Source organism: Bacillus sp. N12A5 (genome assembly GCF_026790125.1).
Lineage (GTDB): Bacteria > Bacillota > Bacilli > Bacillales > Bacillaceae > Bacillus.
Genome location: NZ_JALAMR010000002.1, coordinates 428,967 through 449,840 on the forward strand (window position 1 = coordinate 428,967; position 20,874 = coordinate 449,840).

Annotated in this window: 22 protein-coding genes and 1 pseudogene; 17 read left to right on the forward strand and 6 right to left on the reverse strand. The window is 42.0% G+C overall.

Annotated elements, in window-relative coordinates:
• Positions 1 to 95: 95 nt before the first annotated feature.
• Positions 96 to 2,219, forward strand: coding sequence for a peptidoglycan D,D-transpeptidase FtsI family protein (locus MOC09_RS02610; protein ID WP_268369444.1), 2,124 nt, complete (start codon positions 96 to 98; stop codon positions 2,217 to 2,219).
• Positions 2,220 to 2,382: 163 nt separating this feature from the next.
• A complete protein-coding gene (gene kinA, locus MOC09_RS02615; RefSeq protein ID WP_268369446.1) occupies positions 2,383 to 4,203 on the forward strand; it encodes a sporulation histidine kinase KinA in 1,821 nt (606 codons plus the stop codon).
• Between the two features lie 9 nt (positions 4,204 to 4,212).
• Here kinA and MOC09_RS02620 read toward each other — a convergent pair whose 3' ends face one another.
• Together MOC09_RS02620 and MOC09_RS02625 are read right to left on the reverse strand one after the other, a co-directional pair.
• Complete coding sequence (locus MOC09_RS02620; RefSeq protein ID WP_268369448.1) at positions 4,213 to 5,394, reverse strand: aminotransferase A; 1,182 nt, start codon at positions 5,392 to 5,394, stop codon at positions 4,213 to 4,215.
• 201 nt (positions 5,395 to 5,595) lie between these two features.
• Complete coding sequence (locus tag MOC09_RS02625) at positions 5,596 to 5,757, reverse strand: hypothetical protein (protein ID WP_268369449.1); 162 nt, start codon at positions 5,755 to 5,757, stop codon at positions 5,596 to 5,598.
• A 206-nt stretch (positions 5,758 to 5,963) separates the two neighbouring features.
• Between MOC09_RS02625 and cheV the strand changes: the two genes are divergently transcribed.
• On the forward strand, positions 5,964 to 6,875 hold the full coding sequence (gene cheV, locus MOC09_RS02630; RefSeq protein ID WP_268362217.1) for a chemotaxis protein CheV: 912 nt from the start codon (positions 5,964 to 5,966) through the stop codon (positions 6,873 to 6,875).
• Between the two features lie 42 nt (positions 6,876 to 6,917).
• On the opposite strand, the gene MOC09_RS02635 is transcribed toward cheV, so the two are convergent.
• The 4 genes from MOC09_RS02635 to MOC09_RS02650 all read right to left on the reverse strand — a co-directional run bounded on the left by MOC09_RS02635 (position 6,918) and on the right by MOC09_RS02650 (position 10,288).
• A complete protein-coding gene (locus MOC09_RS02635) occupies positions 6,918 to 7,382 on the reverse strand; it encodes a YkyB family protein (RefSeq protein ID WP_003232406.1) in 465 nt (154 codons plus the stop codon).
• 125 nt (positions 7,383 to 7,507) lie between these two features.
• A complete protein-coding gene (locus MOC09_RS02640; protein ID WP_268362220.1) occupies positions 7,508 to 8,800 on the reverse strand; it encodes an MFS transporter in 1,293 nt (430 codons plus the stop codon).
• 75 nt (positions 8,801 to 8,875) lie between these two features.
• Positions 8,876 to 9,370: a L,D-transpeptidase family protein gene (locus MOC09_RS02645; protein ID WP_268362231.1), complete on the reverse strand. Its 495-nt coding sequence runs from the start codon at positions 9,368 to 9,370 to the stop codon at positions 8,876 to 8,878.
• A 57-nt stretch (positions 9,371 to 9,427) separates the two neighbouring features.
• The gene (locus tag MOC09_RS02650) at positions 9,428 to 10,288 is read right to left on the reverse strand and encodes a metallophosphoesterase (RefSeq protein WP_268369451.1); all 861 of its coding nucleotides are present in this window, start codon (positions 10,286 to 10,288) and stop codon (positions 9,428 to 9,430) included.
• Between the two features lie 142 nt (positions 10,289 to 10,430).
• On the opposite strand from MOC09_RS02650, the gene fadH reads away from it, so the two are divergent.
• From fadH to MOC09_RS02720, 14 genes and pseudogenes are all read left to right on the forward strand, one after another.
• Positions 10,431 to 11,195: a 2,4-dienoyl-CoA reductase gene (fadH, locus tag MOC09_RS02655; RefSeq protein WP_268369453.1), complete on the forward strand. Its 765-nt coding sequence runs from the start codon at positions 10,431 to 10,433 to the stop codon at positions 11,193 to 11,195.
• Positions 11,196 to 11,258: 63 nt separating this feature from the next.
• On the forward strand, positions 11,259 to 12,482 hold the full coding sequence (locus tag MOC09_RS02660; protein WP_268369455.1) for an EAL-associated domain-containing protein: 1,224 nt from the start codon (positions 11,259 to 11,261) through the stop codon (positions 12,480 to 12,482).
• 250 nt (positions 12,483 to 12,732) lie between these two features.
• A pseudogene (locus MOC09_RS02665) lies at positions 12,733 to 13,597 on the forward strand (manganese catalase family protein).
• Between the two features lie 189 nt (positions 13,598 to 13,786).
• On the forward strand, positions 13,787 to 14,026 hold the full coding sequence (locus MOC09_RS02670) for a YkuJ family protein (RefSeq protein WP_003218671.1): 240 nt from the start codon (positions 13,787 to 13,789) through the stop codon (positions 14,024 to 14,026).
• Between the two features lie 106 nt (positions 14,027 to 14,132).
• Positions 14,133 to 14,651 carry a ribonuclease H-like YkuK family protein gene (locus MOC09_RS02675; protein WP_268361070.1) on the forward strand — a complete coding sequence of 173 codons (519 nt, stop codon included), beginning with the start codon at positions 14,133 to 14,135 and terminating at the stop codon, positions 14,649 to 14,651.
• Positions 14,652 to 14,784: 133 nt separating this feature from the next.
• Positions 14,785 to 14,982, forward strand: coding sequence for an AbrB antirepressor AbbA (abbA, locus tag MOC09_RS02680; protein ID WP_010886502.1), 198 nt, complete (start codon positions 14,785 to 14,787; stop codon positions 14,980 to 14,982).
• Positions 14,983 to 15,120: 138 nt separating this feature from the next.
• Positions 15,121 to 15,564 (forward strand): cyclic-di-AMP-binding protein CbpB, encoded by a 444-nt coding sequence (gene cbpB / locus MOC09_RS02685; RefSeq protein ID WP_268361071.1) that lies wholly within the window; start codon positions 15,121 to 15,123, stop codon positions 15,562 to 15,564.
• 146 nt (positions 15,565 to 15,710) lie between these two features.
• On the forward strand, positions 15,711 to 16,592 hold the full coding sequence (gene ccpC, locus MOC09_RS02690; RefSeq protein WP_003238920.1) for a transcriptional regulator CcpC: 882 nt from the start codon (positions 15,711 to 15,713) through the stop codon (positions 16,590 to 16,592).
• A 110-nt stretch (positions 16,593 to 16,702) separates the two neighbouring features.
• On the forward strand, positions 16,703 to 17,179 hold the full coding sequence (locus tag MOC09_RS02695; RefSeq protein WP_268369457.1) for a flavodoxin: 477 nt from the start codon (positions 16,703 to 16,705) through the stop codon (positions 17,177 to 17,179).
• Complete coding sequence (locus tag MOC09_RS02700) at positions 17,169 to 18,062, forward strand: exo-alpha-sialidase (protein ID WP_268369458.1); 894 nt, start codon at positions 17,169 to 17,171, stop codon at positions 18,060 to 18,062. The genes MOC09_RS02695 and MOC09_RS02700 overlap by 11 nt, the downstream gene beginning before the upstream one ends.
• A 15-nt stretch (positions 18,063 to 18,077) precedes the next feature.
• Entirely contained in the window at positions 18,078 to 18,533 is a 456-nt protein-coding gene (locus MOC09_RS02705) for a flavodoxin (RefSeq protein WP_268361076.1), read from the forward strand.
• 104 nt (positions 18,534 to 18,637) lie between these two features.
• Entirely contained in the window at positions 18,638 to 19,348 is a 711-nt protein-coding gene (gene dapD / locus MOC09_RS02710; protein WP_003238912.1) for a 2,3,4,5-tetrahydropyridine-2,6-dicarboxylate N-acetyltransferase, read from the forward strand.
• Between the two features lie 66 nt (positions 19,349 to 19,414).
• Positions 19,415 to 20,539: an N-acetyldiaminopimelate deacetylase gene (locus MOC09_RS02715; RefSeq protein WP_268361077.1), complete on the forward strand. Its 1,125-nt coding sequence runs from the start codon at positions 19,415 to 19,417 to the stop codon at positions 20,537 to 20,539.
• A 61-nt stretch (positions 20,540 to 20,600) separates the two neighbouring features.
• The gene (locus tag MOC09_RS02720) at positions 20,601 to 20,846 is read left to right on the forward strand and encodes a YkuS family protein (protein WP_003238909.1); all 246 of its coding nucleotides are present in this window, start codon (positions 20,601 to 20,603) and stop codon (positions 20,844 to 20,846) included.
• Positions 20,847 to 20,874: the final 28 nt, after the last annotated feature.

The following is a 20,874-nucleotide window of genomic DNA, read 5'->3' on the forward strand; positions in this document are numbered from 1 at the left end:
TTTATCCCTTTTTGCTGTAACAACTGTTACAAAGGTGTTACAATTAATCTCAGTATATGTAAATATATTGAATGATTTGAGAGGGGTAACCAGAAGTGACTGAAATAGGACGTGAACCAAAGAAAAAGAGCAAAGGAAACAGAGCAATCAGAATGAACCTTTTTTTCCTTGCTGTCTTTGTTCTATTCACTGCATTAATCTTTAAGCTTGGCGTCGTTCAAATTGTTGAAGGCGAACAGCATGAAGAAGACGCTGAGAAAGCAAATGCAAAAACAGCGTACTATCCGGCGCCGCGAGGGAAGATGTACGACAGAAACCAGAAAGTGGCTGTCGATAACCAGAGCGTGCCTGAAATTGTGTATGTTTCAACATCGAGCACAAAAACAGAAGATAAAATCAAAACAGCGAAGCGGCTTGCTGCTTTCATTCATATTGATACTGAATTTTTGAAGGAAAGAGATTTGCGTGATTACTGGATTGCATCTCATCCGAAAAAAGCTGCCGCTCTGCTAAAGGAATCGGAAAGCAACCTGAAAGGGGACCAGGCTTACAAGCTCCAGGTTGAGCGTGTTCCAGATGAAGAATTGAAGGCTATTCAGCAAGATGACGAAGAAATGGAAACCGCTGCGATATATACAAGGTTTTCAAGCGGAAATGCTTACGAACCTCAAATTGTAAAAGCGATGAATCCAAATGAAAGCAATAGCAATGGAAAAAACGGGACGCTGCTTGATGAGAAGAAAAGCTCTACGCAACGGCCAAAAAATGACTTAACATATGATGAGATTTCAATTGTTTCTGAGCATTTAGAGGAGCTTCCTGGAATCGACATCGTCAACGATTGGACACGAAAATATCCTTATGACAAAACCCTCTATTCCGTGTTCGGGGGCGTCACGACACCTGATCAGGGCCTGCTGAGCGACCGGAAAGATTTCTACTTAACTAGAGGCTATGCGAATAATGACAGGGTGGGAAAAAGTTATTTAGAGTATCAATATGAAGACTATTTAAATTCTCATAAAGAAAAAGTGCAATACGTAGTAGACAATAAAGGAAATGTCGTCAGCCAAAAAACCATTGACAAAGGCAGCAGGGGATACGATCTTCAGCTTTCTTTCGACATGGAGCTCCAAGCAAAAGTGGAAAAGATCGTTGAAGAAGAAGTGAGAAACAGCCGTGCACGTGGGAACTATATGCTTGACAGAGCCTTTGTCGTGATGATGGATCCGAATAACGGCGATATTTTGTCGATGGCGGGAAAAAAGATAGATTTAGAAACAAACAAAATTCAAGATTATGCGATAGGCGCATTTACGACCCAATATGAAATGGGTTCGGCAGTGAAGGGTGCCACCGTACTTGCCGGCTATCAGGACGGGATTCCGCATTATAAATATTTTGTTGATACACCTCTTTATTTTGCAGGAAACGGTAACAAGCCTAAGAAGTCCTATATGAATATGGGAACTATTAACGAATTAACCGCATTGCAAAAAAGCTCAAACGTATACATGTTTAATGTTGCCATGCACATTGCCGGTGTCACGTATAAGCCGCATGGACCTCTTCCCGCTGATCAGAAGGATTTGAACAAAATGAGAAATTACTACAGCCAGTTTGGCCTGGGAGTAAAGACAGGTATTGATCTGCCTCAGGAATCAGCCGGCATGCAAACTACACCTGATGCGGTAGGGGGATTAATATTAGACTTGGCCATTGGACAATACGATACATATACACCGCTTCAAATGGCGCAGTACATCTCATCCATTGCCAATGGGGGCTACCGTGTTCAGCCAAGAATTGTTACAAGTATCCATGAGCCCAGCAATAAAGAGGGCCTTGGGAAGACCATTGAACAAAGAAAGCCAAACATTCTCAATAAAATTAACAACTCAGAAAGTGACATACAGCAAGTGCAAACAGGTATGAAATTAGTCACCTCTTCAGGGACAGCTAAAAATACGTTTACAGAAGATGTATCAGGGAAAACGGGAACTGCTCAAACATTTTATTACGGAACAAACCGTAATTGGTGGGGGCAAAGCACATACAATCTAACTTTTGTCGGCTATTATCCGTCGAAAAATCCAAAAGTGGCATTTAGTGTTGTTGTTCCTTCTGTAGCGAACGACCACGACCCGATCAATAAACTCATTGCCAAAAGAGCTATCCACGCCTACGCAGAGCTCGAAAAAAAACACAGCAAAAAATAAAAAACAGGGTGCACAACGAAAAGATTGTGTGCCCTTTCTTTTATTCAAAAATTGACGTTCACCATAAGAATAGAAGGAGAATACTCATTTTCTAGCGAATCATACTAGGTAAAAGTCAATCTGTATATGTCGAAACACGATGATCATGCAAAGGAGGGATTCTGTGGAACAGGATACGCAGCATGTTAAACCATTTCAAACAAAAACCGATATTCATGCAGTCTTGGCCTCTAATGGACGCATCATTTATATATCTGCCAACTCCAAACTGCATTTAGGCTATCTCCAAGGAGAGATGATCGGATCATTCCTCAAAACGTTTCTTCATGAGGAAGACCAATTTTTAGTCGAAAGCTATTTTTATAATGAACATCATCTGATGCCGTGCACCTTTCGTTTCATTAAAAAAGATCATACGATTGTGTGGGTGGAGGCTGCGGTAGAAATCGTTACGACAAGAGCTGAGCGGACAGAACGGGAAATCATTTTGAAAATGAAGGTTCTTGAAGAAGAAACAGGCCATCAATCCCTAAACTGCGAGAAACATGAAATCAAGCCTGCAAGCCCGGAATCGACTACATATATAACGGATGATTATGAACGGTTAGTTGAAAATCTCCCGAGTCCGCTATGCATCAGTGTCAAAGGCAAAATCGTCTATGTAAACAGCGCGATGCTTTCAATGCTGGGAGCGAATAGCAAGGACGCTATTATTGGCAAATGGTCCTATGAATTTATTGAAGAAGAATATCATGATATCGTGAAAAACAGGATTATACGAATGCAAAAAGGAATGGAAGTCGGAATGATAGAACAGACGTGGAAAAGGCTTGATGGCACACCTGTTCATTTAGAAGTGAAAGCGTCCCCGACCGTCTACAAAAACCAGCAGGCTGAGCTGCTGCTGCTGATCGACATCTCTTCAAGGAAAAAATTCCAAACCATCCTGCAAAAAAGCCGCGAACGATATCAGCTGCTGATTCAAAATTCGATTGATACCATTGCAGTGATTCATAATGGCAAATGGGTATTTATGAATGAGTCGGGAATTTCACTGTTTGAAGCGGCTACCTACGAAGATTTAATTGGCAAAAACATATACGATCAGCTGCATCCATGCGATCATGAGGACGTAAAAGAGCGAATCCAAAACATTGCCGAGCAAAAAACAGAATCAGAAATCGTCAAGCAATCCTGGTTTACCTTCCAGAACAGGGTCATCTATACGGAGATGGTCTGCATTCCGACGACCTTTTTTGGTGAAGCGGCTGTCCAAGTCATTCTTCGTGACATTTCTGAGAGAAAACAAACAGAAGAATTGATGCTCAAATCGGAAAAATTATCAATCGCTGGGCAGCTTGCGGCGGGAATTGCCCATGAGATCCGGAACCCTCTAACAGCGATTAAAGGATTTTTACAGCTGATGAAACCGACGATGGAAGGAAATGAACATTACTTTGATATTGTATTTTCTGAACTCAGCCGTATTGAATTAATCCTTAGTGAGCTGCTAATGCTGGCGAAACCCCAGCAAAATGCCGTAAAAGAATATTTAAACCTGAAAAAATTAATTGGTGAGGTCTCGGCACTGTTAGAAACACAGGCAAATTTGAATGGTATTTTTATCAGAACCAGCTATGAAAAAGACAGCATTTATATAAACGGGGATCAAAACCAATTGAAGCAGGTGTTCATTAATTTAATTAAAAATGCAGTGGAGTCTATGCCTAATGGGGGAACAGTAGACATTATCATCACTGAGGATGAGCATTCTGTTCATGTCACTGTCAAAGATGAAGGAGAAGGCATACCTGAAAAAGTGCTGAACCGGATTGGAGAACCATTTTTAACGACAAAAGAAAAGGGAACGGGACTCGGACTGATGGTGACATTTAATATTATTGAAAATCATCAGGGAGTCATCCATGTGGACAGCCATCCCGAAAAAGGCACAGCGTTTAAAATTTCATTTCCAAAAAAATAAAACAACGGCTTAAACGCCGTTGTTTATCGTCTGCATTGATTCCCGTTTTTTTAATACAAATAACTCTAAACGATCCAGGCCTTCTCTTAGCGTGTCCAGCGAGTATGCGAAAGACAACCTCACATATCCTTCACCATACTTTGAGAACGAGCTGCCCGGCACAAGTGCCACACCAGCATCCTCCAAAAGAGCCATACTAAAATCAAATGAAGACATTCCAAATGATTTAATAGAAGGAAAGATATAAAACGCACCAGACGGTTTTACAACGTCAATACCCATTGAAACTAGGCGGTCATACACATAGTCCAGACGTTTTTTGTACTGTTCCCTCATAATCAGGGCGTCGTCAAAGCCGTTTGTCACAGCTTCAAGCGCGGCTTGTTGCGATATGGATGATGCGCACGACACATTGTATTGATGAACCTTCAAAATGTGCTTTGCAATGTCTTTCGGTGCGAATAAAAATCCAATTCTCCAACCGGTCATACTGTGTGATTTTGACAAGCCGTTAATGACAATCGTTTGATCCCGCAGATAGGTTGCGATGGAGTAATGCGGTCTGTCATACGTTAATTCACTGTATATTTCATCAGACAATACGAAGACATTTCTTCCTTTTAAAAGGGCGGCGATGCTTTTCAGCTCTTCTTCAGATAAAGTCACGCCGGTAGGATTTGACGGGTAAGGAAGCACTACACATTTGGTGTTAGGGGTCAGAGCGTCTTCAATCAGCCGGGCAGTAAGCTTAAAGCCGTGTGACGTCGTATCAACAATGACAGGTTCGGCACCGCACAAATTGATAATAGGTTCATAGCCCGGATAAATCGGACCTGGCATAATCACTTCATCACCAGGAGATAAAATCGTCCGGAATGCAGCGTCAATGGCTTGGCTTGCACCTGTTGTAATGATGATTTCAGATTCAGCATCATAGTTGAAATCCGCTTTTTTCTTCATATAAAGCTGCACAGCTTGTCTCAGCTCGAGGTAGCCGGCGTTCGGCGTATATGACGTCACGTTTTCATCAATGGCTTTTTTGGCGGCAGCTTTCACGTGATGCGGCGTGAAAAAATCAGGCTGGCCGATTGTAAGTGAAATAACATCTTCGTGTTGTGCTACAAGATTTGAGAATTTGCGTATTCCTGAAATTTCAATTTCTCTTGCTTTCGGATTCAGCAAATGTTCCATAATTCATCACCTTAACAAATATAATGAGTTTATCCTATTTTACCACTAGCTGATCATTTGTCACCTGTTTAGCCGATATATTTCGATTGTATGCGCCTTTTTTCTAAACATACCTTTTTTAACAGAAAAAAAGAAGACAACCAGCGATTTGATTGTCTTTATTGTATCATGTTCTATTATTGTTTATATGTGCCAATTTCATTAATAACCATAATCAAAATGAAGGTCTTGGTGCCAAATCATATACGGGGGATGCTCTTCTTGAAGGTCAGCTGATTCTTTCTTCATATGCAGATAAGTCTCTTCACTGATATCTTCTAAAACAGTCATTTCATTTTCTTTAAATATTACTAAGGTACCCATTATTTACACCCTTCTTTGGAAAAATCCTTGACTATTTTATCACTGTTACTTGGAAAGTCAATGGTTATTAGGAAAAAAGTTTCTTTTTTTGTGAATCACAGCATGTGGCTCCCAGTATCCGATTTTGAAGTGCCATGCCATTCACTTTTTACAAATTACGCCGATATATACAGTACAATACTGAATGCGAATAGCGAGGGATTGAATTGTCGTTACAACAATACGAAATTTTATTGGATTCTGGTACAAATGAATTAGAAATTGTGAAGTTTGGCGTGGGCGATAATGCTTTCGGAATTAACGTCATGAAGGTAAGAGAGATTATTCAGCCAGTCGAGGTGACATCAGTGCCTCACTCTCATCAGCATGTTGAAGGCATGATTAAGCTCAGAGGAGAGATTCTTCCTGTGATCAGCCTCTTCTCATTTTTTGGAGTTGAGCCTGACGGATCAAAAGACGAGAAATATATCGTGACTGAATTTAATAAACGGAAAATCGTTTTTCATGTCGGCTCTGTTTCGCAAATTCACCGAGTGTCCTGGGAAGCTATTGAAAAACCGACATCGTTAAATCAAGGGATGGAGCGGCACCTTACCGGGATTATTAAGCTCGAAGACCTGATGATCTTTTTGCCTGACTATGAGAAGATTATTTATGACATCGAATCAGATTCAGGTGTGGATACGTACAATATGCATACCGAGGGCTTCGATGAAAGAAGAACTGATAAAAAGCTTATCATTGTAGAGGACTCACCGCTCTTAATGCGCCTCTTGCAGGATGAATTAAAAGAAGCAGGGTACAACAATATCGCTTCGTTTGAAAACGGAAAAGAGGCATATGACTACATTATGAACCTTGCTGAAAACGAAACTGATTTATCAAAACAGATTGATATGATTATCACTGATATTGAAATGCCAAAAATGGACGGACACAGGCTCACAAAGCTGCTGAAGGAAAATCCGAAAAGCTCAGATGTGCCGGTTATGATTTTCTCATCGTTAATTACAGATGATCTGCGTCACCGCGGAGAGGTTGTTGGCGCAGATGAGCAAATCAGCAAGCCTGAGATCAGTGATTTGATTAAAAAAGTGGATACGTATGTTATCGAATAAATAAAAACAGCCGTTGCCTAAAGGGGCACGGCTATTTTTATTTTAAAAGTAACTTTCGCCAAGTTTTTTAAAGACCGGTTTATGGTAAGCCGGCTGCTGGCGATTTGGCACAAGCGGCTTTTCTTTCATGCCGACATATTCTTGCAATAGGTGTTTCGCTTTTGTTAAAGACATTTGAGCTTTAGGATTTCGGTACGATTGATTAAGTGTACCTAAATGCGGAAGATGTTCGAAGTCTTCTTTAGTTGGAGGCATGTGAAAATAGTAGTCTCCGATTGAGATAAGCACGTCCGATTGCTGTTGGCTGAACCTTGGATTTTTTGAAAAATGAAGCCCTATTTTCTTTCCTTTACCTTCTTTGACAAGCTTTTGCAAAGCCCGTTTTTTCAGCAGATATAGGTATTTAGGGTTGGGGGCGGTTTTTGCATGGCGATTCACAGTGTAAACTGCTTTTGAAAGATTTTCTACGGTTGGCTGCAGATCTTTCGTATATGCATGGTCGTCCATTATTTCTCTCCTTTGCTCTAATCAAATTCTATATGATTAGATTATACTTTTTTAAAGTTGAAATGCAAATATTGAATGTAAAAATGCGCTTTTTTCTAAGAAAAAAAGCGCATTTTTTACGTATATTATACAGATCTTGCTTTCTTTTTCGGCTGCTCTTGAAATGCTTCCTGAACATTTACTTCTACAGCCTGCGCACTGTATTTTGGCAGTGCAACAAAATAAAAAATAAAAACAAGCAGGATGATAACGCCCATGCCGTAATAAAGATAATCAATGTTTGAAACGAACTTAGGAAATAACAGCGCAACTAAGCCGAGTGTCAAAGACTGTGCAAACATCATAAAAGGGTCCTGCAAGCCGCTGACACGTCCCATCAGCTTCGGATGAACAATCTTTGGCATCCATCCTCCAATTGCAATGTTGATCGGTCCGATGCACATTCCCAGGGTAAAAGCTGCCGCGTAAAACACCCATAAAACGTTCGTATAGCCAAGGACGAAAATCAGCAAGCCTGCAATGAAAATCGGTATTGACATTAAAAAGTGCGGCTTCACTTTTTTAGAGATGACTGTACCGATTACACTTCCAGCCAGCAGCCCAAACCCGAGTGCGATCGTAAATACAGACGTATGCCACTCATAACGGTCAGGCGCCAATCCATATTTCATTGTAAACATCGGCAATACGGCGAATCCTCCGTTGACAAATCCAAAAATGAAGAAACCGAATATAAGAGATGCCAGCAGTTTGTTTTTTAAAATATAGAGAATGCCTTCCTTAAAATCATTGAATGAATCTTTAACAGAAGCTTTTCTCCAGCTGAATGCACCGTTTGGCTGTCGGGCTTCTTTCGGAATCCGGCAGCTGCGGATCAGCAGCCCGGAAATGATAAAGCTGACAAAATCAAGAATAATGGCGCCTTCAATTCCAATTGTGTTGTACATAACAGCGCCGATTCCGACCCCGAACACCATAAAAATACTAAAAAGCATCTGGTTAAGCCCTGCCGCTTTCGCATAATGCTCCTTTGGCAGGATGGCTTGTACCAAACTGTTTTCTGCCGGAAAGAAAAACTTCGTGACAGCGCTTCTGACAAATAAAATACAAAAAACAAGAGGAATATTGCCGGTAAATAAAGTGAAAAAAAGAACGACAGTCAGGCCGGCTCTGATCCAATCACAGTTTTCAGCTACCTTTTTTCTGTCAAACCGGTCTGCCACGACTCCCACGATCAGAAATACAAATACGGTCGGAAGGGAATACATCAGCTCCGCCAAGGTCGTATATGAAGGCTGGCTGCTGAAGCGGTCCAGCAAGAAAAAAGCAAAGGCCATGTTGCCTACTGTCGTGCCCATTTGAGAAGCGAGTGCTGCGAAAAATAGTCGAACAAAATTACGATTTTTAAATATATCCATAAAAACGCTCCTTACCCTAAAGGTCCCACTTTATCATATTATAAACCGCCTGTTTTTGAAACAAATAAGAAAACATTACCGGTTAATTAAGACTCTTGTTCCGTTTGGCACAATGGAAGCGAGCTCGATTACGTCTTTGTTATGCATGCGAATGCACCCTTTAGAAACAGCCTTACCAATCGAAGATGGATTATTCGTCCCGTGTATTCCGTAGTGCTGCTTTGAAAGGCTTAACCAATAAGCGCCAAATGGGCCGCCGGGATTGCGCTGGCGGTTAATAATGTAAAACTCGCCAGTAGGCGTTTGCGTTAGGATTTTGCCAACGGCGATGGGATAGGTTTTCATTAACCGATTATTTTGAAACAGCGTAAGGGTCTTCGCTCCGATTGAGACTGCGATATGATATGGGATTGTATTAGGGTCAGGCAGTCCGGGGATGACAATGGACTGCCCCGCAGTGAGCCCTGCCTGCAGTGACGGATTAGCTTGGAGTAATGCAGCCGTGCTGATTCTGAAATCAGCCGCGATACTGTTCAGTGTATCACCTTGCTTCACCTGGTACGTAAGCAGTTTCCTCATCCTCTCCTTTTTACTTATAAGTATTGACGAGGAGCCCATCCTGCTACATTAATTTGTGCTTTTTAAGGTAAAAACAGCAATTTCAGGCTTTGCCAGAAACCGCAAAGGCAGCCTGGTCATCCCGAGGCCGCGGTTTACGTAAATATGAGTGCTGCCCGTATGATACATTCCCTCTGTGTAGACATTTCCATATGGAGGCGTAATAATCGGACCGTAAAAAGGCAGCTGAATCTGGCCGCCGTGTGTGTGGCCGGACAGCTGAAGATTCACTGGATACTCTGTTGTATTCAAGGCTGCATCAGGTTCATGAACGAGCAGAATGGAAAAAAGACTGTCGCTTAGCCTTGAAAGGATGCCTACATAATCGGGTTTTCCTAGCATTAAGTCATCAAGTGATGCAATCTCAATTTCACTGCCATCCGCGAGCGTCAATGTTTGATAGCCATTGCGGTATACCGTAAAACCCCCGGCTGTCATCAGACTTTTGTATACGGCAGTTCCATAGCCTCCGTGATCATGATTGCCATAAATACAAAGCTTGCCGAAGGGCGCATTCAGTTTTCTTAATAACGGAATCACTGCCTGGTGTTGCTGATACGTATCAGGATTATCGATAATATCACCGGTAAACACAATGAGATCAGGTTTACATTCATTGATTGTCAGGATGACAGTTTTTAAATCTTCCAGAGTAAAATAATCACTCAAGTGTGTATCACTGAACTGCACGATTTTAAAACCGTCAAATCCGTGCGGGATGAGAGAGCTTTTTATGGTGTGTTCGGTTGTCTCAATCATGTGCGGCTCCAGATATCTGGCATAGCCGTATCCTCCGCCGGCCGTTATAGCTCCGGCAGCAAGAGCGCCGAACATACCTTTCAGAAATTGCCTTCTGGACATCTTTTTCATTTCAAACCAACCTTTAATAGAGTTTTTCTATTATATCATCTGTAGCTTTAAAAAATCTCATGTCAGCATGTACTGACAGAGGCAGGCATATAATGATAGAATAATATTGAATGAATACTCATTCACAACAGGAGGGAGAAACATGGAAAAAAAGGCAGTTATCATTACTGGCGGGTCAAGCGGCATGGGAAAAGCAATGGCGAAAAAACAGGCTGAATTGGGCTGGTACGTTATGGTGACAGGGAGGAAACAGGAAGCACTTGAGGAAACGAAAAGAGAAATTGAGACCTTTGAGGGGCAGGTTATCTGTTTTCAAATGGATGTCCGTTCTGATTCCGCCGCTTCAGAAATGATTCAAGAAGCGATAAAAGCGTTTGGCCGGCTTGACGCGCTGATTAACAATGCGGCCGGAAACTTTATTTGTCCGGCAGAAAAGCTGACGCCCAATGGATGGAAAGCCGTCATTGAGATTGTTTTAAACGGTACATTCTTTTGCAGTCAAGCCGCGGCAAGGCATTGGATCGACCAGCAGCAGAAGGGCGTCATTGTAAATATGGCTGCTACATACGCTTGGGGAGCGGGAGCGGGGGTCGTTCATTCCGCTGCAGCCAAAGCAGGGGTATTGTCACTGACAAGAACACTGGCCGTTGAGTGGGGGAGCAAATACGGCATCCGAACAAACGCGATCGCACCCGGCCCAATTGAACGAACAGGCGGTGCGGATAAGCTTTTTGAATCAAAAAAAGCGAAGGCCCGCACAATGAACAGCGTACCGCTGGGCCGGCTGGGCACGCCGGAGGAAATCGCCGCTTTGGCCGCGTTTTTGCTTTCTGACGAAGCATCCTATATAAACGGGGATTGTATCACAATGGATGGGGGGCAATGGCTGAATCCTTACCCGTTTTAAAGCATATTAATCTTTGGATCCAATGTGGTATAATCAGACAAAGATAGAGAAGCAGGTGATAACATGTTGGATCCACTTGATATTTTAACGAACATTGATGATGTCCTTCCATATTACCAGGCAATTTTCAGTGCCGAGGAACAGAAGATCATCGGGTATGAAGTGCTTGGACGTATTTTGGCAGATTCAGAAATCCAAAGTCTCGGGCCCTTCTTTTTAGATGCAGGGATACCCGAAGAATATAAATTAGAGGTTGATAACAGAATTATCCGCCAGGCTCTTGACCGCTTTTTGGAGGCTGATTCTGATCTGCTGATTTTTATGAATCAGGATGCCAATCTACTGATGCTTGACCATGGTGAAAGCTTTCTGGAGCTTCTGAAAGAATATGAAGCTAAGGGAATTGAACTCCATCGTTTTGTGCTTGAAATTACAGAGCACAATTTTGAAGGGGATATTGAGCAGCTCTACCATATGCTTGCCTACTATCGTACATACGGAATAAAAATCGCAGTTGATAACATCGGAAAAGAAAGCAGCAACTTAGACAGAATTGCCCTGCTTTCGCCAGATTTGTTGAAAATCGATTTGCAGGCCCTGAAAGTATCACAGCCGTCACCGTCATATGAGCATGTGCTGTACAGCATATCTTTATTAGCAAGAAAAATCGGTGCGGCGCTGCTGTATGAAGACATTGAGGCGAACTTCCAGCTTCAGTACGCCTGGAGAAACGGAGGCCGCTATTTTCAGGGCTATTACTTGGTGTCTCCATCTGAAACGTTTCTAGAGAGAGATGTATTGAAACATAGACTAAAAACTGAATTTCATCAATTTATCACACATGAGAAAAAGAAATTGGAAACCGTCTATGAGCACTCCGAACAGTTTTACAAACGAGTGCATCAGGCTGTGACCTCTTTGAGAAAAAACAATCTGTCTTCTGATGATGACTTTATTAAAAAGCTGGCGGAAGAGCTGACAGATTGCAGCTTTAGAATTTACATGTGTGATGAAGAAGGCGACCAGCTGACGGGAAATGTGTTTAAACAAGATGGAGAATGGATTTACCAGCCGGAATATGCGGAAAAGAATTGGAGCTGGCGTCCTTATTTTCTGGAGAACATTATGAGAATGAGAAATCTCAGAAAGGGATTTTTCAGTGATTTGTACAGTGATTTGGAAACAGGTGAAATGATCAGAACGTTTTCGTATCCGATGGATGATCAAATGTATTTATTTATAGACTTGCCTTATTCTTATTTATATGAGCAGGATGGATTGATTTAAGCGGCTGAATAGCCGTTTTTTTTATAAATTGAAAAAAACATCAAAAAACAATTGACATTGATACTGAGAATCATTATCATTTAATTATAGAGAGAAGCTACTCTCTGTTCCCCAACCCCTCTATCAGATCAAGATCCGAAAAAGCTTGGCGCTACCCCCGCCAAGTTTTTTTATTTGCCAGAGCATAAGACAATCCAATGAAACAATAAACCTTACTAGTGAAGAACACTGAACGCTAGGAGGAACAAAAATGTTTAAAAGAAGCAACAGACTGTTCATTGATCTCGCCTGAACACCCGGATCCCAATGCGGCAACGGAAGTGCAAGAGCTATTAGGCGGCAAATTTGGTGAGATGTCCACTCTGAATAATTACATGTTCCAGTCCTTTAACTTTCGAAGCAAGAGAAAATTAAAAACGTTTTAAATCTCGTATCCAGTATGACTGCTGAGGAGTTCGGCCATGTTGAACTTGTATCTAATCTTTAATGCTGACAGGGTCGACTTTTTAAAGGCGATCCCGATGCAACACCGATGCGGGATGCAAAAAACAAATGAAACGCCCAGCAGAAATAGCTAAAACGTCTTATCCATTTGATTCAATGGGAAAAGCCTGGACCGGAGAAAATGTGTTTAACAGCGGAAATCTGGTGCTGGATTCGATTCATAACTTTTTCCCAGGATGCGGTGCCCGAACTCATAAAATGAGAGTGTATGAAATGACTGATCACCCGGTGGCCAGAGAAATGGTCGGATATTTGCTCGTGCAGGGCGGCATTGATATCGTGGCATATGCGAAGGCGCTTGACATTGCGACAGGCGCCAATATCGGCAAAATGCTGCCGATCCCGAATCTTGACAACAAACATTAAATGTGAAGAGCAGGGCAATCTCATACGAAGCTGTATACCTTCAGCAATACAGATTACAAGGATATCAATAAAATATGGAAGGGCGAGCATCCGATTGACGGCAGTGAGCTTCATGTGTAAAGAGAGCGCCGATGCCAGATTTCAGAGAAGTGCCGGAGGAATTTGCACCAGGAATTTCAAAAGAGGATTTTGATAAAATTGCAAAACAGCTTCTTGACTCTGCAGGCATCTCAAAAAAATCATAATTGTGTGTATGACATTCAAAAAAAGCCTCAAACTAATAAAAAAACGTTTTTTCACTTTTTTTCTTTTCTTAAATTCAGCAGTGAAAATGCCATCCTGTCCGACTTTATGGTATGATGCTCAATAGAACTTGTATTATAATAAATACTTGTTGATTTGAAGTTGCTTTTTGAAAGGAGTCTTTTTTTAGAATGTCACAATTAATGGGTATCATCACACGGCTGCAAAGTCTGCAAGAAACAGCGGAAGCGGCTAACGAGCCAATGCAGCGTTATTTCGAAGTAAATGGTGAAAAAATATGCAGTGTTAAATATTTCGAAAAGAATCAAACGTTTGAACTGACGGTTTTCCAAAAAGGCGAAAAACCTAACACATATCCGTTTGATAATATCGACATGGTTTCCATCGAAATCTTTGAACTTCTTCAGTAAGATTCCTGAAAAAGGGCGAACAAGCTTCCGCTTTTGCAAAAAGTAATTGAAACGATAAGGAACATACTTGTTTCATGGTTGTAAATCCTTGAAAAGGAGTGTCGTCATGGCTGATTCTTTTCTGTTTTATAATCTTTCAGAAGCAGAGATGACCTTTCAAGATGTGATGGAACGGCTTAAAGCCTTTGTTCGAAAGGACCCCCGTTCTTCCTATGTGTTATCGATCGGAACCGATTCACAGGTCTACCGCGATTACACAAAGTTTATTACCGCATTGCATTTGCACCGTACCGGCAAGGGAGCTTGGGGCTGTTTGAAAAATCATGCAGTCGACAGACCCATACATAGCCTTCGGGAGAAGATTTCGTTAGAAACGGCGTACAGCCAAGAAACGGCCGCTCATATTCTTGATGGGCACTTAATGGATATTACCGATCTGCTCCTGCCCTTTACCGGTGAGGGGGCGGATCTTACCTTTGAGGTTCACTTGGATATTGGGAAAAAAGGCCTTACAAAAGAACTGATTCAAGAAATGACAGGACGTATCACTTCCATGGGGATTGAGGCAAAAATAAAACCGGATTCATACACTGCCTTCAGCTATGCAAATCGTTTCACAAAATAATTCCGGCTGAAAAGCCAAGGGAAATGTCGAATTATGCGGTTGACGTTTGTTTTCTGATTACTTATTCTAGCGGTAGAGCTGAAAGTAAGCTATCTTGCTTTCAGAGGTATTCAGTATAAAACAGGGGGCCTGATTGCGAATGAGTCTTATCGGTGAACGATTTACAGAAGAAGAACAAAAACTTCTGCTGAATATCCTGATCAACCATGAGTATGCCATCGAGCTTTTAAGCAGTGAGATCAACGATATAGAGACAGGTACCAAAAACGTTGACGGAACCACCTACAAAAAACTTGTAACGCTTTACGACCGATTTCGATTTGAAAATTAATGGAACGCCCTATAATTGATACTCGGACAAAGAGTATCTTTTTTATTGAATGGAAACTTTTCGACAAATACTGATAAAGTTTATATTATTGTAATATAGGGAATGTATTGTTGATGAAAATGAAAAGGGGTCGAAAACATGATAAGCTTACAATCAGACCAGCTTCTTGAGGCAACAGTCGGACAATTTATGATTGAGGCGGATAAAGTAGCGCACGTTCAAGTCGGCAACAATCTTGAGCACGCATTATTAGTGCTGACAAAAACCGGATACACTGCTATTCCAGTTCTTGATGCTTCCTATCGTTTACATGGCTTAATCGGTACAAATATGATCATGAACAGTATTTTCGGGCTTGAGCGAATTGAGTTTGAAAAGCTTGACCAGATTACGGTCGAGGAAGTCATGGTGACTGATATTCCGCGTCTGCATATAAATGATCCAATTATGAAGGGGTTCAGCATGGTCATTAATAATGGATTTGTCTGTGTTGAAAATGACGAGCAGGTGTTTGAAGGGATTTTTACAAGAAGAGTGGTACTAAAGGAATTAAATAAGCATATACGCTCATTGAATAAGTAGGCTTCACGGCCTATTTTTATTATATTGGCAGAGCAACAAAGAAAGCGCATACATAAGTTAAACCAGAATAGGGCTTGAAACAGAAACAAAAATTTTATTAGAATGGGAGATAAGAAAAACTTATTGATCATAAAAAGGAGGACGACATGCAGCTTCAAGAGCTTCATATGCTCGTAGTTTTAGCTGAGGAATTAAATATGAGAAAGGCGGCGGAACGGCTTTTTGTCTCCCAGCCGGCTTTATCTCAGCGCTTACAAACGATTGAAAAGGCGTGGGGCACAAAAATCTTTTTAAGATCCCAAAAAGGTTTAACGGTAACGCCGGCCGGTGAGAAAATCATTCAGTTTGCGAATGATGTGACGTTAGAGCAAGAAAGAATAAGAGAAAATATTGACGAGCTTGAAGGGGAAATTCACGGCACATTGAAGCTTGCTGTCGCTTCCATCATCGGCCAGCATTGGCTTCCTAAAGTCCTGAAAACGTATGTGGAAAAGTATCCGAATGCAAAGGTCTCGCTCATTACCGGATGGAGCAGCGAAATGCTGAAAAGCTTATATGAAGACCAGGTACATATCGGCATTATTAGAGGCAACCCTGAGTGGAAGGGCCGTAAAGATTACTTAATGACAGATCACCTGTATTTAGTGGACACCGAAATTTCCTGCATTGAGGACATCGCCCATACAGAACGGCCGTTTATCCAATTTAAAAGCGACAGCACATATTTTCAGGAAATACAGCACTGGTGGCATCAAAAATTTAAAACGTCGCCAAAACAGACAATATTGGTTGATCAGATTGAAACGTGCAAACAGATGGCGCTGCACGGAATTGGTTATGCCATTTTGCCGTCTGTTACTTTGCAAAACGAAGATAAAGTCAATAAAATGCCTCTGTTAGACACAAAGGAGCAACCAATCGGACGGGATACATGGCTATTAGGCTATGAACCTGCCTTTGAACTGAAGCAAGTTCAAGCTTTTGTTCAAGTGATAAAGGATATGCTGGATCAGGAAAATCCATTTTAAAGACAGCGATGTGCTGTCTTTTTTTATTTATATATTGACAATGAAAATCATTATCATTTAAAGTGATACATATGATATTGAAAATCATTATCAATTGATGAGGTGATACCATGGCGAAAGCCTTGATTACATATGCCAGCATGTCGGGAAATACAGAAGACATTGCTGCAATTATAAGAGATACGCTTCAAGAATATAAGTTGGATATCGATTGTGTTGAGATAGATGATGCAGATGTGTCTGCTCTGACATCCTATGATTATGTGCTGATTGGCACGTATACATGGGGCGACGGCGATTTGCCTTACGAAGCGGAGGATTTTTTTGAAGAGGTCAAACAGCTTCAGCTTAATGGCTTAAAAACAGCGTGCTTTGGATCTGGTGATTATTCTTATCCAAAGTTTTGTGAAGCGGTCAACTTGTTCAGTGCCATGCTGCAAGAGGCTGGAGCTGCTGTTTACCAGGAAACATTAAAAATCGAACTCGCGCCTGAAACAGATGAAGATGTAGAAAGCTGCAGAGCGTTTGCAAGAGGGTTTCTTGCATGGGCAGATTATATAAATAAGGAAAAAAGCCATGTTTCATAAAGGAGCCACTGCTGTCACGGCATCAGCATGTTCAGGTTATTTTGTGGCAGTACAAAGAGAAGGTATTTTCCACTATTCTTTGGAGCATGGCTGGAAAAAGCTTTTTCGGTTGAAAAGCAAAATTCATTGCATCAGCTACATAGGCCCGTACTTATTTGGCGTCGGTGAGAAGGGAACGGTCATTCGCTCGTCTGACGAAGGAAAAACCTGGACGATGTCGAGCTTTCCGACAAATGCAACAGTGTGGGCGATTACCGGCCGGAAAGACGGATTTGTCTGCGCCCACGGCAGGCACTGCATTTATGTATCGGATAACTTTGGGGTTTCATGGCGCGTCATAAAACCTTTTGCCGAATTTAATAACCCGCCTGTTATCCGTTCGTTGTGCCTGCACGGCAGCAGTCTTTTCATTGGCACGCAAATACACGAATGTTTTGGTGGCATTTGGGCTTACGACTTTACACGTGACACTGTCCAAATCGTTAAGAAAGAAATAAACAGGATGACGGCATCCATGATTGTGTTCGATGAATATTGGCTGGTGGCGGCGATGGGTTCTGTGAAAGGAAAGCACGGTGCTGTCACTGTACGAAATATATTAACCGATGAAGAATTCACCATACAATCCAGCACGATCAGAAAAGAAGAATCATTTCTTGATGTTTCTGAGGATGATGGAATTATATATGTCACCACAACGCAAGATGAAAATGGTTATTCGATGATTTACCAGGCTGATCTCGAAGCTCGTTCGTTAACATGGTTCGATACCATTAAGGGGCATGGATGGAGAGTGGCCAATCAGAAAGAGAACTTCTTTTGTGCAGGCTTGTATGAATGTAAATTTGTCCAGCCGTACGAAGTTTCAGCAATGATACATTAGAGGAGGAGTATTAAATTGGGGAAGATTTTGCTCGTTTATGCAACAATGTCAGGCAACACGGAAGCAATGGCAGATTTGATTGAGAAGGGGCTTCAGGAGGCGGAAGCGGAAGTGGACCGTTACGAAGCGTTGGATATTGATGATGCACAGCTGTTTAACGATTATGACCATATCATTATGGGAACCTATACGTGGGGCGACGGAGACCTGCCTGATGAATTTTTAGACATTGCTGAAGACATGGATGAGATTGATTTTTCCGGAAAGACATGCGCTGCATTCGGTTCCGGTGATACAGCATATGAATTTTTCTGCGGAGCGGTTGATACGCTCGAAGCGAAAATAAAAGAACGGGGAGGCGAGATTGTGCTGCCTTCGGTGAAAATCGAAAATAATCCAGAAGGTGAAGAAGAAGAAGAATTAATGGAGTTCGGGAGACAATTCGCAAAGAAAAGCGGGTGCGTTGTCTGATCACCCAATGGGAACTGCTAAAGCGGCTGTTCCTTTTTTTCTTGTCTTTGCATCTTTCCTTTGATACAGTAATGAGGTAGAAAATCAGGAGGAGGACTATACATATGAAAATGATGGACGCAAATGAAATTATTTCATTTATTCAAAATAGTACAAAATCTACACCTGTTAAGGTTTACGTGAAGGGTGAGCTGGAAGGAATCAATTTCGGCGAATCTGCGAAAGCTTTTATCAACGGAAACACTGGTGTTGTTTTCGGTGAATGGAGCGAAATTCAAACAGCAATTGAAGAAAATCAAAGCAAAATCGAAGACTATGTGGTTGAAAATGACCGCCGCAATTCTGCGATTCCAACGCTGGATCTTAAAAATATCAAAGCGCGTATCGAGCCTGGCGCAATCATCCGCGACCAAGTTGAAATCGGCGATAACGCAGTCATCATGATGGGTGCTTCTATCAATATCGGTTCAGTCATCGGCGAAGGTACGATGATTGATATGAACGTTGTTTTGGGCGGACGAGCTACGGTTGGCAAAAACTGCCATATTGGCGCGGGTTCTGTACTTGCCGGCGTTATTGAGCCGCCATCCGCTAAACCGGTTGTCATTGAAGACGACGTTGTAATCGGCGCAAATGCTGTTGTGCTTGAAGGCGTAACAGTAGGTAAAGGAGCCGTTGTTGCTGCGGGAGCGATTGTAGTAAACGATGTTGAGCCTTACACTGTTGTAGCAGGAACACCTGCTAAAAAAATCAAAGACATTGATGAGAAAACAAAAGGCAAAACGGAAATCAAGCAGGAATTACGCCAGCTGTAAGGAATGGTTTGATAAAAGGCGTGGATAATATATCCACGCCTTATTCGTATAGCAGGAGGAATGAAAATGAAGAAAGAGGAGCTCATCGCAATCCGCAGAGATCTGCACCGTATACCGGAGCTTGGATTTCAGGAGTTCAAAACCCAGCAGTATTTATTAAATGTCTTGAAACAATATCCGCAAGACAGAATTGAAATTGAGAAATGGCGAACAGGGCTTTTTGTAAAGGTGAACGGGACGGCGCCAGAAAAAATGCTGGCGTACAGAGCGGATATCGACGCACTTTCCATTGAAGAGCAGACAGGTCTTCCATTCGCATCAGAGCATCACGGCAACATGCATGCCTGCGGACACGATTTGCATATGACGATTGCACTCGGCATTATTGACCATTTTGTTCACCATCCGGTCAAACATGATTTGCTCTTTCTGTTTCAGCCGGCAGAGGAAGGGCCTGGCGGTGCTGAACCTATGCTTGAGAGCGATGTACTAAAAAAGTGGCAGCCTGATTTCATCACGGCACTGCATATTGCTCCGGAGCTGCCTGTAGGCACGATCTCGACAAAAAGCGGCCTCCTTTTTGCGAATACCTCAGAGCTTGTCATCGATCTGGAAGGAAAAGGGGGACATGCAGCCTATCCGCACTTAGCAGAGGATATGGTTGTAGCGGCAAGCACACTTGTCACCCAGCTGCAAACGATCATCTCTAGAAACACAGATCCGCTTGACAGTGCCGTTATTACGGTTGGTACCATTACCGGCGGTTCAGCGCAAAATATCATTGCGCAAACAGCTCATCTGGAAGGCACGATCCGCACGCTTTCTGAAGAATCAATGAAGAAGGTAAAGGAACGGATTGAGGATATAGTGAAAGGAATCGAAATCGGGTTCCGCTGCAAAGGAAAAGTCACATATCCTTCTGTGTATCACCAAGTTTATAATACGAGCGGCCTGACAGAAGAATTTATGTCTTTTGTTGCTGAACATCAACTGGCAACAGTAATAGAAGCAAAAGAAGCAATGACTGGAGAGGATTTTGGCTACATGCTGAAAAAATATCCCGGCTTCATGTTCTGGCTTGGCGCTGATTCTGAACATGGGCTTCATCACGCAAAGCTGAACCCTGATGAAAATGCGATAGAAACAGCGGTTAACGTGATGACAGGTTATTTTTCTGTTTATGCCAATTAAGTACAAATGAAAGAATAAAATTCCATGAATTGAACACTCTAATAAACGGAGGTGTTCAATAATGGCTAAAAAAATTGGAATTGAGCAATCGTTATCAGATGTAGAAGCAGCATTAAAAGAAAAAGGTTATGACGTTGTAATGATGAAAAGCCCTGCCGATGCAAAAGGCTGTGACTGCTGTGTCGTAACAGGTCTTGATAATAATGTGCAAGGGATAGCCGATACGGTAACACAAGCACCTGTCATTACAGCTTCCGGGATGACTGCTGAAGAAATTTGCAGTGAAGTTGAAAGCAGAATTCAGTAAATGAAAAACCGAAGCAAACAGCTTCGGT